The sequence below is a fragment of the Nonomuraea fuscirosea genome (genome assembly GCF_035917475.1).
GTDB lineage: Bacteria > Actinomycetota > Actinomycetes > Streptosporangiales > Streptosporangiaceae > Nonomuraea > Nonomuraea fuscirosea.
This window is the reverse complement of record NZ_CP109074.1, coordinates 2,646,964-2,666,022: the sequence shown is the minus strand read 5'-3', so window position 1 is coordinate 2,666,022 and position 19,059 is coordinate 2,646,964. Positions and strand designations below refer to the sequence as shown.

14 protein-coding genes are annotated in these 19,059 nt (G+C 73.2%); 13 read left to right on the top strand and 1 reads right to left on the bottom strand.

From position 1 onward, the window contains the following. Positions 1-22: 22 nt before the first annotated feature. From OIE67_RS12020 to OIE67_RS11960, 13 genes are all read left to right on the top strand, one after another. A complete protein-coding gene (locus OIE67_RS12020; protein WP_326639539.1) occupies positions 23-1,573 on the top strand; it encodes an ABC transporter substrate-binding protein in 1,551 nt (516 codons plus the stop codon). Then, positions 1,570-2,535, top strand: coding sequence for an ABC transporter permease (locus OIE67_RS12015; protein ID WP_326639537.1), 966 nt, complete (start codon positions 1,570-1,572; stop codon positions 2,533-2,535). The genes OIE67_RS12020 and OIE67_RS12015 overlap by 4 nt, the downstream gene beginning before the upstream one ends. Continuing rightward, positions 2,532-3,362 carry an ABC transporter permease gene (locus tag OIE67_RS12010; protein ID WP_326639534.1) on the top strand — a complete coding sequence of 277 codons (831 nt, stop codon included), beginning with the start codon at positions 2,532-2,534 and terminating at the stop codon, positions 3,360-3,362. Before OIE67_RS12015 ends, OIE67_RS12010 begins: the two co-directional genes overlap by 4 nt. Further along, positions 3,359-4,258: an N-acetylmuramic acid 6-phosphate etherase gene (gene murQ, locus OIE67_RS12005; RefSeq protein WP_326639532.1), complete on the top strand. Its 900-nt coding sequence runs from the start codon at positions 3,359-3,361 to the stop codon at positions 4,256-4,258. The genes OIE67_RS12010 and murQ overlap by 4 nt, the downstream gene beginning before the upstream one ends. Then, a complete protein-coding gene (locus OIE67_RS12000; protein ID WP_326639530.1) occupies positions 4,255-5,418 on the top strand; it encodes an anhydro-N-acetylmuramic acid kinase in 1,164 nt (387 codons plus the stop codon). The genes murQ and OIE67_RS12000 overlap by 4 nt, the downstream gene beginning before the upstream one ends. Continuing rightward, positions 5,415-6,473 (top strand): serine hydrolase domain-containing protein, encoded by a 1,059-nt coding sequence (locus tag OIE67_RS11995; protein ID WP_326639528.1) that lies wholly within the window; start codon positions 5,415-5,417, stop codon positions 6,471-6,473. The genes OIE67_RS12000 and OIE67_RS11995 overlap by 4 nt, the downstream gene beginning before the upstream one ends. After that, a complete protein-coding gene (locus OIE67_RS11990; RefSeq protein WP_326639526.1) occupies positions 6,470-8,071 on the top strand; it encodes an ABC transporter ATP-binding protein in 1,602 nt (533 codons plus the stop codon). Before OIE67_RS11995 ends, OIE67_RS11990 begins: the two co-directional genes overlap by 4 nt. 44 nt (positions 8,072-8,115) lie before the next feature. Then, positions 8,116-8,544: a winged helix-turn-helix transcriptional regulator gene (locus OIE67_RS11985; RefSeq protein ID WP_106247953.1), complete on the top strand. Its 429-nt coding sequence runs from the start codon at positions 8,116-8,118 to the stop codon at positions 8,542-8,544. Positions 8,545-8,553: 9 nt separating this feature from the next. Continuing rightward, the gene (locus tag OIE67_RS11980; RefSeq protein WP_326639523.1) at positions 8,554-9,285 is read left to right on the top strand and encodes a carbon-nitrogen hydrolase family protein; all 732 of its coding nucleotides are present in this window, start codon (positions 8,554-8,556) and stop codon (positions 9,283-9,285) included. Between the two features lie 134 nt (positions 9,286-9,419). Continuing rightward, the gene (locus tag OIE67_RS11975) at positions 9,420-10,070 is read left to right on the top strand and encodes a sensor domain-containing protein (protein ID WP_326639521.1); all 651 of its coding nucleotides are present in this window, start codon (positions 9,420-9,422) and stop codon (positions 10,068-10,070) included. Positions 10,071-10,197: 127 nt separating this feature from the next. Beyond that, entirely contained in the window at positions 10,198-11,298 is a 1,101-nt protein-coding gene (locus OIE67_RS11970) for an endonuclease domain-containing protein (protein ID WP_326639518.1), read from the top strand. Between the two features lie 3 nt (positions 11,299-11,301). Continuing rightward, entirely contained in the window at positions 11,302-11,949 is a 648-nt protein-coding gene (locus OIE67_RS11965) for a hypothetical protein (RefSeq protein ID WP_326639516.1), read from the top strand. Then, a complete protein-coding gene (locus OIE67_RS11960) occupies positions 11,946-15,221 on the top strand; it encodes an ATP-binding protein (protein WP_326639513.1) in 3,276 nt (1,091 codons plus the stop codon). The genes OIE67_RS11965 and OIE67_RS11960 overlap by 4 nt, the downstream gene beginning before the upstream one ends. A 53-nt stretch (positions 15,222-15,274) precedes the next feature. On the opposite strand, the gene OIE67_RS11955 is transcribed toward OIE67_RS11960, so the two are convergent. Continuing rightward, complete coding sequence (locus OIE67_RS11955) at positions 15,275-19,039, bottom strand: S8 family peptidase (RefSeq protein ID WP_326639511.1); 3,765 nt, start codon at positions 19,037-19,039, stop codon at positions 15,275-15,277. Positions 19,040-19,059: the final 20 nt, after the last annotated feature.

Genomic DNA, 19,059 nt, shown 5'->3' with positions numbered 1-19,059 from the left:
CCTACTGTTCTGAGGAGACCATATGCCCCGTGGCGCCTTCTCCGCGGCCGGCATCGCCGCTGCGCTGTCCCTCGCCCTCACCGCCTGCTCGTCCTCCTCGGGCGCACCGTCCGGGCCGGCGTCCGGCACCGGAGCGGCGGGCGGCGCGCTCGTCGTCGGTGTGACCTCCGACCCCGACACGCTCTTCCCCTGGAAGGCCACCCAGTTCCAGGCCGTCAACGTGCTGCAGAACCTGTACGGCACGCTCACCGAGTTCGACAAGGACCTCAACGTCGTGCCCGGCCTGGCCGAGTCCTGGGAGACCTCGGACGACGGCAGGAAGCTCACGCTCAAGCTGCGCCAGGGCGTGACGTTCGCCGACGGCAGCGCGTTCGACTCCAAGGACGTCAAGGACTCCCTCGACAAGATCATGGACGAGAAGACCGCGGCCGTGGCCCGCGCCTCGCTCTCGTCGGTCAAGTCGGTCGAGGCGAGCGGCCCCGACACGGTCGAGCTGGAGCTGAGCGGCCCCGACGCCGCGCTGCCCGCCAACCTGGCCACGGTCAACATGGCCATGCTCTCCTCCGACGACACCGAGGAGAAGCTCAACGCCACGCCCAACGGCACCGGCCCGTTCACGCTGGGCAAGCGGGTGCCGAGCCAGTCGATCACGCTGACCAGGAACGACAAGTACTGGGGCGCCGAGAAGCCGAAGCTCGCCTCGGTCGAGTTCCGGGTGATCCCCGACGAGTCGTCCATCGTCTCGGCCATGCAGTCGGGCAACGTGCAGCTCGCGGTCTTCAACGACCCGCTCGTCGCGCAGACCGCAGAAGGCGGCGGCACGATCCAGGTGGCCAAGACGCCGCAGCTCAACTACCACGCGCTCCAGCTCAACGCGCAGCACGGCGACCTCAAGGACGTCAACGTGCGCCTGGCCGTGCAGTGCGCGATCGACCGCAAGCAGGTGCTCGACACCGCCGCGCTCGGCGAGGGCGAGGTGACCGGACCGATCACCGCCCCGGCCTTCAAGTCGGACCCGAACAAGCGCCCCTGCCCGGCCCGCGACCTCACCAAGGCGGCCGAGTACCTGGCCAAGGCCGGCAAGTCCGGCGGCGTGACGATCAAGACCATCGTCTCCCAGGGCGAGTACGCCACCTCCGTCAACGAGGCGCAGAACCTCAAGGCCCAGCTCGCCGAGGCGAAGATCACCCTGGACCTGGAGGTGCTGGAGTCCGGCGCGTTCGTGGACCGCTGGGTGGCGGCCGACTTCGACGCGGCCGTGGCGCTCAACGGCGGGCGTCCCGACCCCGACGGCTCCTACGGCCGTTACTTCACCAGCAAGGGCAACCTGAACAAGGTCGCCGGCTACAGCTCCCCCGAGCTGGACGAGCTGTTCCAGCAGGGCAAGGCGACGACCGACCAGGCCGAGCGCAAGGCCATCTACGAGAAGGTCGGCGCCGAGCTGGAGAACAACGCCGCCTGGATCTGGCTGTTCGCCGGCTACACCTACACCGCCACGACCTCCGGCGTGCAGGGCTTCGTGCCGATGGCCAGCGGCTCGCTGCAGTACCTGCGGACCACCTCGGTCGGATGACGATCCTGCGCAACCGCGTCCTGCGGCGCGTGGCCGAGACGGTGGGCATCCTGTTCGGGGTGGCCGTGTTCGTCTTCGTCATGCTCAGGGCGATCCCCGGCGACCAGATCACGGCCGGCCTCGGCACCGAGGCCGCCGCGCTCACCCCGGCCCAGCGGCAGGCCCTGGAGCAGTACTACGGCCTGGACCAGTCGCTGGTCACCCAGTTCTTCTCGTGGCTGGGCAACATGTTCACCGGCAACTTCGGCTACTCGGCGCGCTCGCAGCAGAGCGTGCTGGAGCTGACGCTGCACTCGCTGCCGGTGACGTTCGAGCTGGCGGTGTTCTCGATCGTGCTGGCGCTGCTCATCGGAGTGCCGCTGGGCATGCTGGCGGCCTCGCGGACGAACTCCGTCCGCGACGCCGCCGGCCAGGTGGTGAGCCTGGCCGGGCTGTCGATCCCGGCGTTCCTGCTGGCCACGACGCTGCTGTCGGTCTTCGCCGCGTCGTTCGGGTTCAACCCCAACGGGCAGGGCTTCGCCACGCTCGTCGACGACCCGCTGCTCAACCTGCGGCAGATGCTCCTGCCCTCCCTCGTGCTGGGCTTCGGCATCGCGGCGCCCATCCTGCGCACCACCCGCACGGCGGTGCTGGAGGTGCGCTCGAACGACTTCGTGCGCACCGCCCGCGCCAAGGGCGTGCCGGAACGGCGGCTGCAGATCAGGCACGTGCTGGGCAACGCGCTCGTGCCGATCGTGACCATGACCGGGCTGCAGTTCGGCTACCTGCTGGGCGGGGCCGTCGTGGTCGAGCAGATCTTCTCCGTGCCGGGGATCGGCCGGCAGGTGCTGCTGGGGATCCAGCAGAAGGAGTACGCGGTCGTGCAGAGCACCGTGCTGGTGATCGCGCTGGCGTTCGTCCTGGTCAACCTGCTGACCGACGGCCTCTACCGGCTCATCGACCCCCGGGTGAGGGCGTCGTGAGCGGCCTGCTGCGGCGCAGCCCGATAGGGCTGGCCGGCGTGGTGATCCTGGCGCTGCTGGCCGTGGTGGCGGTGCTGTCGTACCTGGGGCTGCTGCCCTACGACCCGATCGCCCAGCATCCGCCGGCGCGTTTCCTCGCGCCGTCCGGCGAGCACCTGTTCGGCACCGACCAGTTCGGCCGCGACGTCTTCTCCCGGGTGGCGGCCGGTGTGGGCAACTCGGCGCTGATCGCGGTGGTCGCGGTGGCGTTCGCGACCGTCGTCGGCACGCTGGGCGGGCTGGTGTCCGGCTTCTACCGCGGCCTGGCCGACGGCGCCATCGGCGGGGTGACGAACGTGCTGTTCGCCTTCCCGCCGCTGCTGCTGGCGCTGTCGCTGGCGTCGGTGCTGGACCGCAACTGGTTCACCATCGCCGTGGCCATCGCCATCGTGTACGTCCCCATCTTCATCCGGGTCACCCGCGGGCCCGTCCTCTCGCTCAGGGAGATCGAGTACGTGAAGGCGGCCGTCTCCACCGGCCTGAGCCGCTGGCAGATCATGCTGCGTCACGTGCTGCCGAACATCACCTCGATCATCGTCATCCAGGTCGCGCTGTCGCTGTCGTGGGCGGTGCTGACCGAGGCGTCGCTGAGCTTCCTGGGCCTGGGCACTCCGCCGCCGGCGCCGTCGCTCGGCTCGATGATCTTCGAGGCGCGCAGCCTGGTGTTCGTGGCCCCCTGGACCCTGATCGCGCCCGGCGCGGTCGTCGTGCTGCTCGTGGTGGGTCTCAACCTGCTCGGCGACGGCCTGCGCGACACACTCGACCCCCGGAACCGAGGGAAGCGGTGAACCTCTCAAAACTGACCACGGAGTCGGCCGATCCGCGCTTCGCCGGCATCGACGTGATGAGCGTCGGCGAGCTGGCGGCGACGATGAACGCGGCCGACGCCACCGTGCCCGCGGCGGTGGCCGCGGCGCTGCCCAGCATCACCGCGGCCATCGAGGCGGCGTCCGCCCGCATGGAGACCGGAGGCCGGCTCGTCTACGTGGGCGCCGGCACGCCGGGCCGGCTGGGCGTGCTGGACGCCTCCGAGTGCCCGCCGACGTTCTCGACGCCACCCGAGCAGGTCTTCGCGATCATCGCGGGCGGCGAGAGCGCGATCGTCTCCCCCTGTGAAGGGGCCGAGGACGACGAGGAGGCGGGGGCGGCGGCCGTGGACGCGGCCGGGATCGGGCCTCTGGACACCGTGGTGGGCATCGCCTCCAGCGGGCGGACGCCGTACGTGCTGGCCGCCGTGCGGCGGGCCCGCGCGCTGGGCGCCCTGACCGTGGGGCTGTCGTGCAACGCCGGCTCGCCGCTCGGCCAGGCGGCCGAGCACGCGATCGAGGTGCTCGTCGGGCCCGAGGTGATCAGCGGCTCGACCCGGCTCAAGGCGGGCACGGCGCAGAAGCTCGTGCTCAACATGTTCTCGACGATCGTGATGGTGCGGCTCGGCAAGACGTACGGCAACCTCATGGTCGACGTGAAGGCCAGCAACGGCAAGCTGCGCGAGCGGGCCGTGCGCATGGTGCGCACGATCACCGGAGCGGGACGCGAGGAGGCGCTGGCGGCGCTGGACGCCAACGGCTTCAACGTCAAACAGGCGGTCGTGGCCTCCCGCTTCGACCTTTCACCACAGGACGCGGCGGCGCGGCTGGAGCGGGCCGGCGGACGGCTGCGCACGGCACTCGGGGAGCGGGCATGAGAGTACTCGGGATGATCTCCGGCACCTCGCACGACGGGATCGACGTGGCCGTGGTGGACTTCGAGCTCGTCGGGAGCGTGCTCGAAGGCCGGGTCGGGCACACGGCGAGCACGCCGTACCCGGACGAGCTGCGGGCGCGGCTGATCGCGGCGCTGCCGCCCGCGCCGACGACGCTGGCCGAGGTGTGCGAGCTCGACACGCTCATCGGGCAGAGCTTCGCCGAAGCCGCCGCCGCGGCCGTCGCCCAGGGCGGGCCCGTCGATTTGATCGTCTCCCACGGGCAGACCGTCTACCACTGGGTCGAGGGCGCGCACGCGCTCGGCACGCTGCAGATCGGCCAGCCCGCCTGGATCGCCGAGCGTACGGGCGCGCCGGTGCTGTCCGACGTCAGGATCAGGGACATCACGGCCGGCGGGCACGGCGCGCCGCTAGTGTCGGTGCTGGACGGGCTGCTGCTCGGCGCGCACGAGGGCGGCGCGGGAGCGCTCAACCTGGGCGGCATCTCCAACATGACCGTGCTCCGCGACGGCTCGCTGCACGCCTACGACATCGGCCCGGCCAACGCGCTGATCGACGCCGTCGTGACGAGCAGAGGGCTGAACCCGCGCGGCTTCGACGAGGACGGGCGGATCGCGGCGTCGGGCCGGGTGGACGAGAAGCTGCTGGCGGAGCTGCTGGACGAGCCGTACTACCGGCTGCCGGCGCCGAAGAGCACCGGCAAGGAGCTGTTCCACCTGGGCTACGTGGACGCGGCGGTGGCCAGGACCGGCTCGGCCGCCGACGACGCCGGGCTGGTGGCGACGCTGACCGAGCTGACCGTGCGCACGGTCGCCGCGGACGTGCGGGCCGCCGGGGTGGGCACGCTGGTCGTCTCCGGCGGCGGCTGCCGCAACCCCGTGATCATGGACGGGCTGCGGACCGCGCTGCCCGGCGTGCGGGTGGCCCCCTCCGACGACTTCGGCGCGCCCGCCGACGACAAGGAGGCGATCGCGTTCGCGCTGATCGGCTGGCTGAGCGCGCACGGCCTGCCCGGCACGGCGCCCGGCGGGACGGGAGCCGCAGGCCCGCGAATCCTCGGCACGCTGACGCCCGGCGCCGGCCCGCTGGTCCTGCCCGCGCCGCTCGGCGAACCGCCACGGTCCCTGGTGCTGGCCCGATGACGGCTCCCGAGGGCACGAAGCCCGAGCACACGCCGCCGCCGGGGCTGGTCATGGCGGCCCGCACGCCGTGGTTCGACCTCGACGAGTACGCCGGCTACCGCACCGTGCGCCCCGACGACCTCACCGGCGTGGACCCGATGGCCCCGGAGACGTACCACGACCTCGCCTCCGTCACCAAGGTCATGGCCACGACCACGATGCTCATGCGGCTGGTGTCCGACCGGCTGGTGGACCTGGACGCGCCGCTCAGCGCGTACCTGCAGCGCTCGTACGAGGCGATCACCGTGCGGGACCTGCTGCTGCACCGCGGCGGGCTGTGGGAGTGGTGGCCGCTCTACATCGCGCCGCAGCTGCCGCCGCCCCGCTACCGGCCCGGCCGCGCCCGGCACTACTCCGACCTGGGCTTCATCCTGCTGGGCCGGATCATCGCGGCCGTCACCGGGCTGCGGCTGGACCGGGCGCTGGCCGAGCTGGTCACCCGGCCGCTCGGCCTCACCTCGACCACGTACGCCCGCCCGGCCGGCTCGGAGGCGGCCATGAGCGCCCTCGACGACCGGGTCGAGATGACCATGCTGGACACCGGCCGGCCGTACCCGGTGCCCTACCGCAGCACGGACTTCGCCCGCTGGCGCGCGGAGCCGGTGATCGGGCAGGTCGCCGACGGCAACGCCTTCCACGCCCTCGACGGCGTCTCCGGCCACGCGGGCCTGTTCTCGACGGTGCCCGACCTGCTCAAGTACGGGGCCGCGCTGTCCAGGTACGAGGACTACGACCACCTGTGGCGGCCCTCGGTGGCGCGGGAGTTCTTCGCCCCCGGCCCCGACCAGGAGCAGGCGCTCGGCTTCCGCCGCTACGCGCTGGAGCTGCCCGGCGAGACCGTCACCGTGCTCGGCCATCCCGGCTACGTGGGCTGCGCGGTCGGGTTCGTGCCCGGCCGTGACATCGCGCTCGCGCTGGCCTCCAACCGGCTGCTCGCCGAGGGCGCGCCGACGCCCACCGACGCCCTCTGGGCCGACCTGCTGCAGGCCGTCTCCCACCGATCGAGGACCGCATGAGCCCGCTCCTGGAGATCCGCGACCTCTCGGTCGCCTTCCGCACCCGCAGGCAGGACGTCACCGTCGTCAGGAACGTCTCGATGGAGATCCTGCCCGGCCAGACCGTCGCGGTGGTCGGCGAGTCCGGCTCGGGCAAGTCGACCACGGCGGCGGCGGTCAACCGGCTGCTGCCCGGCAACGGCCGGATCACCGGCGGCCAGGTGCTGTTCGACGGCCGCGACCTGGCCAGGGCGAGCCAGCGAGAGATGACCGCCATCCGCGGCGCGGGCATCGGCCTGGTGCCGCAGGACCCGATGTCGAACCTCAACCCGCTCATGCGCATCGGCGACCAGATCGCCGAGGCGCTGGAGGTGCACGGGGTCGCCACGGGCAGGGCCGCCCGCGCCCGCGTGGTGGAGCTGCTCGACCTGGTCGGCATCCCCGACCCGGAGCGGCGGCTGGCCCAGTACCCGCACGAGTTCTCCGGCGGCATGCGGCAGCGCGCGCTGATCGCCATGGGGCTGGCCTGCCGGCCGAAGCTGCTCATCGCCGACGAGCCGACCTCCGCCCTGGACGTGACCGTGCAGCGGCGCATCCTGGACCAGCTGGAGCAGCTCACCGCCGAGATGGGCACGGCCGTCTTCCTCATCACGCACGATCTGGCGCTGGCGGCGGAGCGGGCCGACGTGGTGGCGGTCATGTACCAGGGCGAGATCGTGGAGACCGGGCCCGCGGCCGGGATCCTCGCCGATCCCGGCCACGACTACACCCGGCGGCTGCTGAAGGCCGTGCCCAGCCTGTCCTCGGTCCGCGTCGCAGAGCCGCCCGCCGAGCCGCCCTCCGAGAGCGGGGACCTGGTCGTGGTGGAGGGCCTGCGCAAGGTGTTCCCCGTCCGGGGCACCGGTGAGGAGTTCACGGCGGTGGACGGGGTGTCGTTCACCGTCCCGAAGGGCCGTACCGTCTCGATCGTGGGCGAGTCCGGCTCGGGCAAGTCGACGACCGCGAACCTGCTGCTCGGCCTGGACGAGCCGACCTCGGGCAGCATCCGCTTCGACGGCACGGACACCGCCGGGCTCGGCCGCCGGGAGCTGTTCGCCTTCCGCCGGCGGGTGCAGCCGGTGTTCCAGAACCCGTACGCCTCCCTCGACCCCCGCTACACCGTCGAGAAGTCGATCACCGAGCCGCTGCGCGTGCACGGCGTCGGCACCGCGGCCGAGCGCCGGCGGACGGCGGCCGAGCTGCTGGAGAAGGTGTCGCTGCCCGCGTCGATGGGCGAGCGGCTGCCGCACGAGCTGTCCGGCGGGCAGCGCCAGCGGGTGGCCATCGCCCGCGCGCTGGCCCTGTCGCCCGAGCTGGTCGTGCTCGACGAGGCCGTCTCCGCGCTGGACGTGCTGGTACAGGCGCAGATCCTGGAGCTGCTCGCCGGGCTGCAGCGCGAGCTGGGGCTCAGCTACCTGTTCATCAGCCACGACCTGGCCGTGGTACGGATGATCTCCCACGCGGTGCACGTCATGCGCGGCGGGCGGATCGTGGAGAGCGGCGCCACCGAGGAGATCTTCGACCGTCCCTCGGACGACTACACCCGCGAGCTGCTCGCCGCGATCCCCGGCACCCGGTAAGTTGGAAATCCGGACTTCGTCGTAGGAGGCCAGGAGGCGCCCTCATGCCCAGGCAATGCTCGATCGCCAACGCGCTGGCGGTCGTCGGCGAACGGTGGAGCCTGCTGGCCCTGCGGGAGATCTTCCTGGGCGTGCGGCGCTTCGACCAGATCGCCCGCAACACCGGCGCGAGCCGCGACATCCTCACCACCCGGCTGCGCAAGCTGGAGGAGACCGGCCTGCTGGAGCGCCGCCTGTACGAGACGCACCCGCCGCGCCACGAGTACGTGCTGACCGAGTCCGGCCAGGCGCTCAACTCGGTGCTGCTGACGCTCATGTCCTGGGGCGACCGTTACGTCACCGAAGGCGAGCCGCCCGCGGTCTGGGAGCACAGCTGCGGGGAGGTGCTGGAGCCGGTCACGGTGTGCGCGGCCTGCCACGAGCCGGTTCGCATCCAGGACCTGACCCCCCTCCGCCTCGCCGTGCCCCAGTAGCCGGGCCTCATGAAGATCCTCCTGGTTCAGCCCCCGCACTGGTCTCCCGACGGGCACGCCAACTTCGACGCCGTCGAGGAACTGCTGCCCTCCCGCGCCGGTGACGTCGTGCTGCTGCCCGAGCTGGCGGGCTCCAGCCTGCCCCGCGCCGACTACCTGGCCAGGGTGCGCGCCCTGGCCGAGGGCTCGGGGGCCGCCGTCGTCGGTGGCTCCCACTACGACGGCGCCGTCAACAGGGGCGCGGTGTTCGACGCGGGGGGCCGGCTGCTGCTGGAGTACGACAAGGTGCATCCGTACGGGCTGGAGCTGCGCAACGGCGTGCGGCCCGGGCTGCCGAGCGCCGGGTTCGAGCTGGCCGGCCGCCGCCTGCACGTCTTACTCTGCGCCGACCTGTGGTATTCGGCCGGCCTGGCCGGTCACGACGCCTTCGACGCGGTCCTGGTGCCCGCCTTCTCCGTCACCCGGTGGGACGGCCCCGCCCCGGCCAGGGAGCTGTGGCAGCACATGAGCGTGGCGCGGGCGTACGAGTTCATGACGTACGTGGCGGTCAGCGACTGGCACCACGAGACCACGTACCAGGGGCATCCGTGCGCGGGCGTCACCGGCTTCGCCAACCCCTGCCCGGAGACGCACACCGGCTTCTTCACCGGCCCGCCCGACGCGCCCGTCTCCACCTTCGACCTCGACTTCGCCCGCCTGGACGCCTTCCGCCATGACCGGGCGGCACGCGGCTTCGGATAGGGCCCGCCCGCCGCTTCGGGTAAGGCCCGCCCCCATCCCCGCCGCACCGCGCGGCTTCGGTAGGGACCGCCCTACCTCCGATCGTGCCGTGGGCAGGCTCGTGGCGGCGGGGGGCGGTCCGTAGCGTTCCTGCCATGACCTCCCTCCGCCACCGCCTGGCCACCGACACCCGCTACGCCCTGCTCGGCCTGCCCTTGGCCATGGCCCACTTCTGCGTCGCCGTGGCCGGGATCGCGGCCGGGGCAGGCGGCGCGGTCGCGTTCGTCGGCCTGCCCATCCTGTCCGGCGCCGCCGCCGTGGCCAGGAGCCTGAGCGACGTCGAACGGGTCGCGCTGCCTGGCGTGCTCGGCCGCTCCGTCGCCCGGCCCTCCTACACCGCCGTCCCCGGCGGGGCCGGCTGGTTCCGCCGCCTGATGAACCCGCTGACCAGCGGCCAGGCCTGCCTCGACCTGCTGTACGGCATCGTCGCCTTCCCGTTCTCGCTGGCCGCCGCCGTCGTGACCCTGGTGTGGTGGGCCGGAGCGATCGCCGGGCTGACCTTCCCCGTCTACGGCTGGATCCTGGCCCGGATCCCGGGGAACGACCGCGCCCTGCCCGAGCTGCTCGGCCTCGGCACCGGCGACCTGGCCTTCATCGGTGTCAACACCGCCGTCGGCGTGCTGTTCGCGCTCACCCTGGTGCCGGTCGTACGGGCCGCGGCCCTGGTCAAGGCGTCCATCGCCCAGGCCATGCTCACCCGCGCCTCCTACGCCCCCGCGGGCGTCGTCGGCCTGACCGCCGGATGACTCCAGCGCCGGCGCGGGCATCCTCGCTGAGCTGACCGCCGGACGACTCCCGCTCCCCCGCTGGGCTGATCGCCGGGCAGGCGGTATACACCGTCACGGAAGCCGATTCAGCAGGGGCGGTGGTGTCGTGCGGGTGTGGTCCGATCTGCCTGTCGGCCGGGTGGTGCGGCTCGACGTGGACGCCGGCGCCGTGGCCCTGAGCATCGACCCGCTGCCGCCGGGGGCGCCGGCCATCCTCACCTACCGGCCGGGGCTCGCCGAGCTGCTGGACGACGCCCGTACCGTGGCCGGTCTGGTCGCGTCCGTCCTGCGTGAGCTGGACGCGGCGGCGCTGGCGCTGTTCCCCGCCTGGTTGCCCGGCGCGGCCGGCATCGACGGCCCCGGTGGCGCCGGGCTGCGTGCCGTGCGGCCGCTGGCGCTGCGCAGGGCGTCCAGCGGCGAGCACTACGGCCCGTTCCTGGCCGAGCTGGCCGAGCGGGCCCTGGCGGGCGGGCCCAGCGGGTTCCCGCCGGAGGTGCGGGCGGCGGGGCTGGCCAGGGTGCTGGCCGGCAGCTACGGCAGGAGCGCGGCCGCCGTCCTGGTGCACGTCCCCGACGGGCTCGGGGCCGGCGCGCAGGAGGTGTTCGTGGCGGGGTGCGAGTGGCTGGCCCAGCGAGCGAAGGCGGGCGTGTGGCTGACGGGCGCGCCCCTGGACGCCGTCGACCGCGTCCCGACCGTACGACCGCGCCTCACCACCGGGCCCGCTGGGACCGGCGCTCCGGCGGCCCGGTCGTGGCCCTCCGGCGCAACAGCCGCCGGGCCCGGCGAGGCGCGGACGAGCGGGGCACCAGCGGGCGGAGCGCAGGGCGGTGGGGGTCGGCTGGGGTATCCCGCGATCGCCGGGCGGCCGCATCCCGGGAGTGCCGGTGAGCTGGCGCTGGAGGCGGCGCTGGCGCGGTGCGCGTGGGCGTCGGGGCGGGCCTGGAACCAGACGTACCTGCCGCATCCGCTGGCCGCCCCGATCCGGCTGGACCTGCTGTGGGAGCGGGAGCGCTGCGTGGTGGAGATCGACGGCCCCGACCACAGGGGCGCCGCCAAGTTCGCCGCCGACCGGGAGCGGGACGTGCTGCTTCAGATCGACGGTTACGCCGTGCTGCGCTTTCTCGATGTTCAGGTACTGACCGACATCGAGACCGTGCTCCGCCGGATCGCGCAGTTCCTGCGTGGCCGCCGCGGAACGGAAGGATGACACATGCCGCACAACGGGCTGTCGCTTCCCGACTTCGCCGCACTGCTGGTGCTGGCCGTCGAGGCCGGGGAGGTCTCCAACAGCGAGCTGAAACAGCGGCACAGGCTGACGATCGACGGCGAGCGGCGGCGGCGGCTCAACGAGCTGAAGCTGGTGGAGAGCCGGCGGCCGGGCCGGGGGGCGTACCTGCACGTGCTGACGGACTCCGGCTGGGCGCGCCTGGCCGAGGACCTGCGGGCGGGCGCGCTCCCGCCGCAGACGGGGTCCTCGGGCGCGATCGCCCGAGCCCTGCTGGACTGGCTGCCGCGCTACCTGGAACGCGGCAACCTGAGCCTGGCCGACGTCTTCTACCCCGGCGACGAGGAGGAAGAAGGAGCGGAGCCGCCGGGTGACCTGGAGTCCCGCATCCGCCGCGCCTACGTCGGCCTGGCCGCGCGCCCCGGCGCGTGGGTCAGCCTCACCGACCTGCGCGCGCTGCTGGCCGACGCGCCCAGGGCCGCCGTGGACGAGACGCTCGTCCGGATGGAGCGGCTGCCCGACGTCAACCTCGTCCCCGAGTCGAACCAGAAGACGCTCACGGAGGAGGACCGCGCGGCGGCCGTGCTCATCGGCGAGCAGCACAAGCACCTGCTCTGGATCGGCAGGCCATGACCGGCGGCGTGCAGGATCTCGCCGCGCTGAGCTTCAACTACACCGAGAGCGCCGACGACGTGTGGCGCCGCTCGGACTACCACGTGGAGGGGCTGCACGGCGCGTCCACCCGGATCGTCCTCGACGGCCTGGCCGAGGCGGCGGGCCGTCCTGACGCCAGCCCCATCGGCGTGGTCGTCCAGGGCCAGCGCGGCACCGGCAAGACGCACGTGCTCGGCTGGGTACGCGAGCAGGCGCAACAGCAGGGCGGCTACTTCGTCCTGGTGGGCCTGCTGGACGCCAAGGGCTTCTGGGAGAGCACCGTGGTGTCCATCCTGGACAGCCTGTCGCGCCGCAGGGAGGACGGGCAGGTCCAGCTCGCGGTGCTGCTCGACCGCCTGGCCTCGATGGCCGGGCTGTCGCGGATGGCCAGGCGCGCGATCACCGGCAAACGGGCCGTCACCCGGGAGGAGCTGGACCTGTTCGTGACGGCGCTGCGCCGCCTGGATCCGCGGGCCGGACGGGAGTGCCAGGACACGGCGCGGGCGCTGGTGCTGCTGGCCGGCGACGACCTGGGCCTGCAGGACCTGGGTGAGGCGTTCCTGTCGTCCGCGCCCGAGGGCGAGGCCGGCGAGCGGGCCCTGTGGGGCATCCGGCAGGTCGGCAGGACGCCGCAGGAGATCGTCAGGGACGTCTCCCGCCTGATGGCGCTCACCGGGCCGACGATCATCGCGGTGGACCAGATCGACCCCCTGGTCGCCCAGTCCTCCACGCCGACCAAGGGCGCCGCCCGCGACCCGGGCGAGACGGCGATGATCGAACGCATCGCGGGCGGCCTGATGGCGCTGCGCGAAGTCACCCGCAGGACGCTGACCGTCGTGACCTGCATCCCGGCGACCTGGGCGCTCGTCGAGGACGTGGCGGTGGACACCGTGCGTGATCGGTTCCGGCAGGCGGTCCAGCTCATGACCATCCCGGACGCCGAGACCGCGAGGGCCCTGGTCGCCCGGCGGTTCGAGGTGCAGTACGGCGAGGCCGGGATCAAGCCGCCCTATCCCACCTGGCCGGTGCGGCCGGAGGCGTTCACCCGGGCGCCCGGTTTCACCCCGCGCCAGCTTCTCATCGCGATCGACCGGCACGTCCGCGCGTGCCTGGCGGACGACGAGGTACGCGAGCTGACCGCGTTCACCGCCACGCCCGCGGCCCAGGACGGCCCTCCGGCCCCGTCCGCGACACCCGGCGTTCCCCCCGACGACCTGCGCGCCCTGGACGCCCGGTTCGCGGAGCTGCGCGACGGCGTCCCCGCGCCGCGGATCGACCAGGTGAGCGAGGACGCCATGATGCCCGCGCTGCTGGCGGCCGGGCTGTCGGCCTGGATCGCCGAGCAGGGCGGGCCCGGGGTCGCGTTCAGCGTGGACCCGCCGCCGAGCCCCAAACCGCCTCTGCACGCGCGGCTGCGCCGGACCCTGGACGAGACGAGCGAGGACGAGGTCCACTGGGCCTTCCGCGCGGTCACCGCCGGGCACGGCAACGCGGCGCTGAACCGCATCCGCAAGGCCTCCGTGGCGGCCGGCCTGGACGCGGAGGTGCCGAAGCGGCGGCTGTTCCTGCTGCGCAACGCGCCGTGGTCCAAGGGGGCGGCGACGCGGGCGGCCATCGCGGCGTTCGAGCAGGCCGGCGGCCGGACCCTGCGGGTGGGCGAGGACGATCTCCGGGTGCTGGCCGCGCTCAGGTCGCTGCTCGCCGAGAACCCGCCGCACCTGGCGGGCTGGCTGGCGCGGCGGCGGCCGACGGCCTCGGTCTCGTTCCTCACCGAGGCCCTGACCGACGCCTGGAGCGTTCCCACCCGCGAACCCCGTCCCCACCCGGCCCAAACGCCTCCGGCCGCGGTTCGTCCGGGCGCGGCGGCGAAGCCGGCGGCACAGACGGCACAGGCGGCGGCACAGGCGGCGGCACAGACGGCGGCACAGACGGCGGCACAGGCGGCGGCACAGACGGCGGCACAGACGCCGCAGCCGGCGCAGGCGAGCACGCATCACCGGGACGCCGGAGCGTCCGGGACGCGAGTGCCGTACCTGGCGCTCGGGCGGCGGACGGCGGACGGCGCGCCCGTGAGTGTGGCGCTGGAGGCGCTCAGGAAGCACGTCACGATCTTCGCCGGATCGGGCTCGGGCAAGACCGTGCTGATCCGCCGCCTGGTCGAGGAGTGCGCGCTGTCGGGCGTCCCCGCCATCGTGCTCGATCCGAACAACGACCTGGCCAGGCTGGGCGAGCGCTGGCCCGAGCCGCCGCCGTCCTGGGAGGAGGGTGACGCGCGCCGGGCGGAGGAGTACCTGGCGGGCACGGACGTGGTGGTCTGGACGCCGGGCCGGGCGGGCGGCCGCCCGCTGAGCTTCCAGCCGCTGCCGGACTTCGCCGGTCTGGCCGGCGATCCGGACGAGTTCGCCGAGGCGGTGGAGGCCGCGGTCGCGTTCATCGCGCCGCGCATCCGGCTCGACGCGAACACGAACAAGGCGCAGCTCGGCCAGGCGGTGCTGCGCAGGGCGCTGGCGTACTACGGGCTGCGCGGCGCGACGAGCCTCAAGGGGTTCGCGGCGCTGCTGGCCGACCTGCCCGACGGCGTGAGCGAGCTGGCCGACGCCCAGCGCATCGCGGCCGGTCTGGCCCAGTCGCTGACCGCCGCGATGGACAACGATCCGCTGTTCGGCGGCGCCGGCACCCCGGTCGATCCGGCGCTGCTGGTGACCCCGCCGGAGGGCAAGCGGACGCGGGTGTCGGTGATCAGCCTGGTCGGGCTGCCTTCGCCGGAGCAGCGGCAGAGCTTCGTGAGCCAGTTGCAGATGGAGCTGTTCGTCTGGTTCAAGCGGCATCCGGCGCAGGACCGGCCGCTGGGCGCGCTGCTGGTGATGGACGAGGCGCAGACGTTCGCGCCGGCGACGGGGGCCGCGGCCTCCACCCGCAGCACGGTGCTGCTCGCCTCCCAGGCCCGCAAGTACGGCCTCGGCCTGGTCTTCGCCACCCAGGCGCCGAAGGGGCTGCACAACCACATTCCCGGCAACTCGGCCACGCAGTTCTTCGGCCTGCTGAACGCCCCGATCCAGATCTCCGCCGCCAGGGAGATGGCCCGGTCGAAGGGCGGCGACGTGCCGGACGTCTCGCGGCTGAGCTCGGGCGAGTTCTACGTGGCGACGGAGGGGGCCGCCCCGGTCAAGACGCGGATCCCCATGTGCCTGACCAGGCATCCCCGCTCGCCGCTGACGACGGAGGAGGTCATCGAGAAGAGCCGGGCCTGAAAACCCTTCCGGGGGAGGCCGCGCACGGCACTCCCCCGGAGGTTTCGAGCGGGTCAGCGCATGGCGTAGGCGCGGATCACCTCCGTCGCCAGCGTGTGCCCCTTGACGTCGGAGGCGTTCAGCCGCAGCGAGACGAAGCCGGACGGCGAGCGGTCGAGCGTGGTCTCGTAGGCCCGCTGCCCCTTGGCCCGCAGCCGGGCCGGCTTCCAGGTGGCGCCGTCGTCGTACGACACCTCCAGCGAGACGTCCTTGATCGCGCTCTGCTCCGCGCCCTCCTGGTGGCGCAGGGACAGGCCGAGCTTGCGCGACCTGGCCTGGTTCTTCAGGTCCACCGGCGCGTCGAACGTGGCCGTCAGCAGCGGGATCACGGCTGGTTCGGCCGCCCGCCCGGAGTCGAACGTCCACACGCTGCGGGTCCGCTTGGACAGCTTCGCCCAGCCGGCCTCGTTGGCCACGTCGTACTCGATCCGGTACGCGCCCTTCTCCGCCGGCAGCGTCCCCGACCCCTTCGGCAGGTAGTTCGTCTGCCACAGCAGCGCGTCGCCCTGGTAGAGCCGGAAGTCGGTCTTCAGCCCCTGCTCGAAGTCGCTGGTGTAGGCCTCGCCGTAGTTGCCCTGGGCGTCCACGAAGCCCTGCATCGAGACGAACAGCTCGTCGCCGTCCCTGCGCAACGGGTTGCGCGGATTGACGCCGGGCAGCAGCGGCTGCTTGAGCACGGTCTGCTCGGCCCGCTCTCCTGCCTTGTACGGCCGGAACTCCGGCGACGACAGGGACACCCGGGCCGTGTCGGGATGCGGCCACATCGTGTTGTAGTGCCGCTCCGGCGTGCCCGCCGAGGTGCTCCAACGCAGGTCGGGGTCGGGAGTGAGGTAGTCGGTACGAGTCCGCGGCGTCTTGGGCATGGGATGGTTCGTCGAGATCGACAGGTTGTCCCAGGGCTCGAAGACGTAGCGGGCCTCGTTGACCGTCACGTCGTCGGCGAGCTGGCTGTGGAAGCCGGTCTCGATCCTGGCCAGCGACTTCGCGCGGACCACGTACTTCAGCGAGTCGCGGACCCGGCCCTGCTCACGCAGGTAGAGGTCGTAGACGTACGGGCTGGCCGAGATGCCCTTGGCCACGATCGGCACGGGCAGGCGGCGCAGCCGTTCGACCAGCTTCAGCCCCTCCTCGTGGGTGAGCCGCACGGTCGGCACGGTCAGCTTGACCTTGTTCCCGCCCGTGGTGACGTCGGCGCCCGGCTTGTCGCTGTAGACCGCGACCATCGCCGCCCCGGCCGCCGCGGCGGCGTTGGACTGGGTGGAGACGGGCACGCCGTCGGTGCGGCGGATGACGGCCAGCTTGCCGCGCAGGTTACGGGACCTGATCTCGCTCTCCGAGCCGCGCCCGGCGTCCACGGCGAGCAGCAGCCTGGTGCCGTCGAGGCGCGGGTACTCGGTGGAGAAGTCGCTGAACTGGACCGGGTCGACGTACTGGGGGTCCAGCTTCAGCCCGAGGGTGGTCAGCGTGATCTCGGGGGCCTTGAGCCGCCAGCGGGTGGAGACCACGAACGTGCCCTTGGTCACCTTCCGCGTGGGCTGGACGAACAGGCGCTCCTCGATCTGCCCACCGGGGGTGATCGTGGTGCCGCCGCGCAGCGCGGTGCCCTGCTCGCCGGCGCGGTACCACTGGAGGGCCGCGGCGGCGCCGGTGTTCCGCTTGGTCTGGTGGTCGGGCGTCTCGATCTTCACCTCGACCGCCTTGCGGGCGTCCAGCACGACCTCGGTGTTCTCGGTGATCTTCATCTCCGGGTCGCCGAGGAGGCTCTCGTTGAGCGGCTTGCCGGTCTCGGTGCTGTCCTGGGTGGCGGGCATCGTGAAGACGTGGCCGAGCACGGAGTAGGTGCCGGGCTTGACCAGCAGGCAGGTGCCCGAGCCGTACTTGGCGTCGGTGCAGGGCTGCTCGGGTGAGCCGGGCAGGACCCGTCCGACCAGCGTGCCCTCGTCCAGATTGAGCACGGTGAAGCCGCCGCGGGCGGTGCGGCCGTCCCTGGCGACGCCGCGGACGCGCAGTTCGACCCGCTTGTCCTCGACGTTCGCCGTCAGCAGCGTGCGCACGCCGGACGCGGTGAGCTCCTGGCGCAGCGATCCGGTGGTGTCGGCCTTGATGGTGACCTTGGCCTCGGCGGTGCCGCCGGCGGGGACGGTGAGCTCGGCCGGTTCGACGCTGAAGGCCGCGCCGCTGGACAGCTTCAGCGCGGCGGGCCCCTGGCCGAGGTTGTGGTAGCCGACGGTGAGGGTCTTCTCCTCGCCCTTGGTGAGGCGGCCGAAGTTGAGCGAGCCCGCCGAGGCCACGACCGTGCTCTTGAGCGCGGCGGCGACGTCGACGCGGCCCGCGCCCTGTGCGTCCACCGGGATGCCGGCGCCCGGCTGGGCGGAGGCCATGAGCAGGGACTTCAGCTCGCCGCCGGTGATGCCGGGGCGGGCCTGGCGCAGCAGCGCCGCCGCTCCCGCGACGTGCGGGGTGGCCATGGAGGTGCCGGACATCGTGGCGAGCCCGCCGCCCGTCCTGGCGGCGGAGATGTCCACGCCGGGGGCGGTGACGTCGGGCTTGACGGCCCCGTCGGCGATGATCGGGCCCTTGCTGGAGAAGTCGGCGAGCTTGTCCTGCTTGTCCACCGCGCCGACGGTCAGCGCCTCGGGGGCGTCGCCGGGGGTGCCCACGCACGAGTCGCAGCCGTCGTTGCCCGCGGCGACCACGAACAGCGTCCCGTACTGGCGGGTGAGGGCGGAGACGGCGTCGGTGAGCGGGCCGCCCGCCTCGGCGCTGCCCAGGCTCATGTTGACGACCTCGGCGTGCTTCTCGCCGGCCGCCCACTCCATGCCGTCGATGATCCATGAGAGCTGGCCGTAGCCGTCGGCGGCCAGCACGCGGCCGTTGAGCACCTTGGCGCCGGGCGCCACGCCCTTGCCGCCCTCGGCGCCGGTGCCCGCGATCGTGGCGGCCACGTGGGTGCCGTGGCCGTGCGGGTCGCCGGCCGCGTTCTCGCCGGTGAAGTCGCGCTGGTCGGCGACCTTGCCGGCCAGGTCGGGGTGGGCGGCGTCCACGCCGGTGTCGAGCACGGCCACGGTGGTGCCGGTGCCGTCGTACCCGGCGGCCCACGCCTCGGGCGCGCCGATCTGCGGCACGCTGTCCTTCAGCACCGGCTCCACCTTGCGGTCGAGCCAGATCTTCGTCACGCCGGCCAGCGGTCCCGCCGCGCGGACCTGCGGCGACGGGGAGGCCAGCTTGGCCAGCTCCGCCCCGAACGCGCCCGCGTCCGCCGCGGCCACCGACACGCCCGCGCCGCCGATGCTCTCCAGCGCGCGGACCTGCTTGGCCGCCGGGATCGCGGCCTTGGTCGCGTTGGGCGGGTAGGTGAGGATGAGCGGGATGTCGGCGCCGTAGGCCTGCTCGGCCAGGGCGGTCACGTTGAACAACTCGGCGTCCAGCCGTCCTGGGACGAGCGTGGCGACGTCGTCGGGGATGACGGTCACCCCGCGCTCCGACTCCAGCACCTGGAACGTCGGCACCGAGCCGTCCGCGCGGGGCGCGGGCGTGACCGTGACGGTCCTGTGCTCGCCGTCGAGCGCGCGCACCTGGACCTGGTCACCGGTGATCAGCGTGATCTCGTCACTCGCCGGCGCGGGCGTGAACGCCCCGGGCGGTGCGGCCGTGGCGGTCACGGCGGTGGCGTTCAGGGCGGCGGTGTTCACGGCGGATGCGGTCGCGGCCGGTGCGGTGGCGGCGTGCGCGCCGGGAACCGCGAGCGCCGAGGCCGCCATCACCGCCGAAGCGGCCATCACCGTCCCTCGCCTCACCC

What these genes read in the sequence shown, in the direction of transcription:
- OIE67_RS11980 (WP_326639523.1), top strand. Translation starts at nt 8,554, where the DNA reads ATGAAGATCCTCCTGGTTCAGCCCCCGCACTGGTCTCCCGACGGGCAC.
- OIE67_RS11975 (WP_326639521.1), top strand. Translation starts at nt 9,420, where the DNA reads ATGACCTCCCTCCGCCACCGCCTGGCCACCGACACCCGCTACGCCCTG.
- OIE67_RS11985 (WP_106247953.1), top strand. Translation starts at nt 8,116, where the DNA reads ATGCCCAGGCAATGCTCGATCGCCAACGCGCTGGCGGTCGTCGGCGAA.
- OIE67_RS11965 (WP_326639516.1), top strand. Translation starts at nt 11,302, where the DNA reads ATGCCGCACAACGGGCTGTCGCTTCCCGACTTCGCCGCACTGCTGGTG.
- OIE67_RS11960 (WP_326639513.1), top strand. Translation starts at nt 11,946, where the DNA reads ATGACCGGCGGCGTGCAGGATCTCGCCGCGCTGAGCTTCAACTACACC.
- OIE67_RS12015 (WP_326639537.1), top strand. Translation starts at nt 1,570, where the DNA reads ATGACGATCCTGCGCAACCGCGTCCTGCGGCGCGTGGCCGAGACGGTG.
- OIE67_RS11995 (WP_326639528.1), top strand. Translation starts at nt 5,415, where the DNA reads ATGACGGCTCCCGAGGGCACGAAGCCCGAGCACACGCCGCCGCCGGGG.
- OIE67_RS12020 (WP_326639539.1), top strand. Translation starts at nt 23, where the DNA reads ATGCCCCGTGGCGCCTTCTCCGCGGCCGGCATCGCCGCTGCGCTGTCC.
- OIE67_RS11990 (WP_326639526.1), top strand. Translation starts at nt 6,470, where the DNA reads ATGAGCCCGCTCCTGGAGATCCGCGACCTCTCGGTCGCCTTCCGCACC.
- OIE67_RS12000 (WP_326639530.1), top strand. Translation starts at nt 4,255, where the DNA reads ATGAGAGTACTCGGGATGATCTCCGGCACCTCGCACGACGGGATCGAC.
- OIE67_RS11955 (WP_326639511.1), bottom strand. Translation starts at nt 19,039, where the DNA reads ATGGCCGCTTCGGCGGTGATGGCGGCCTCGGCGCTCGCGGTTCCCGGC.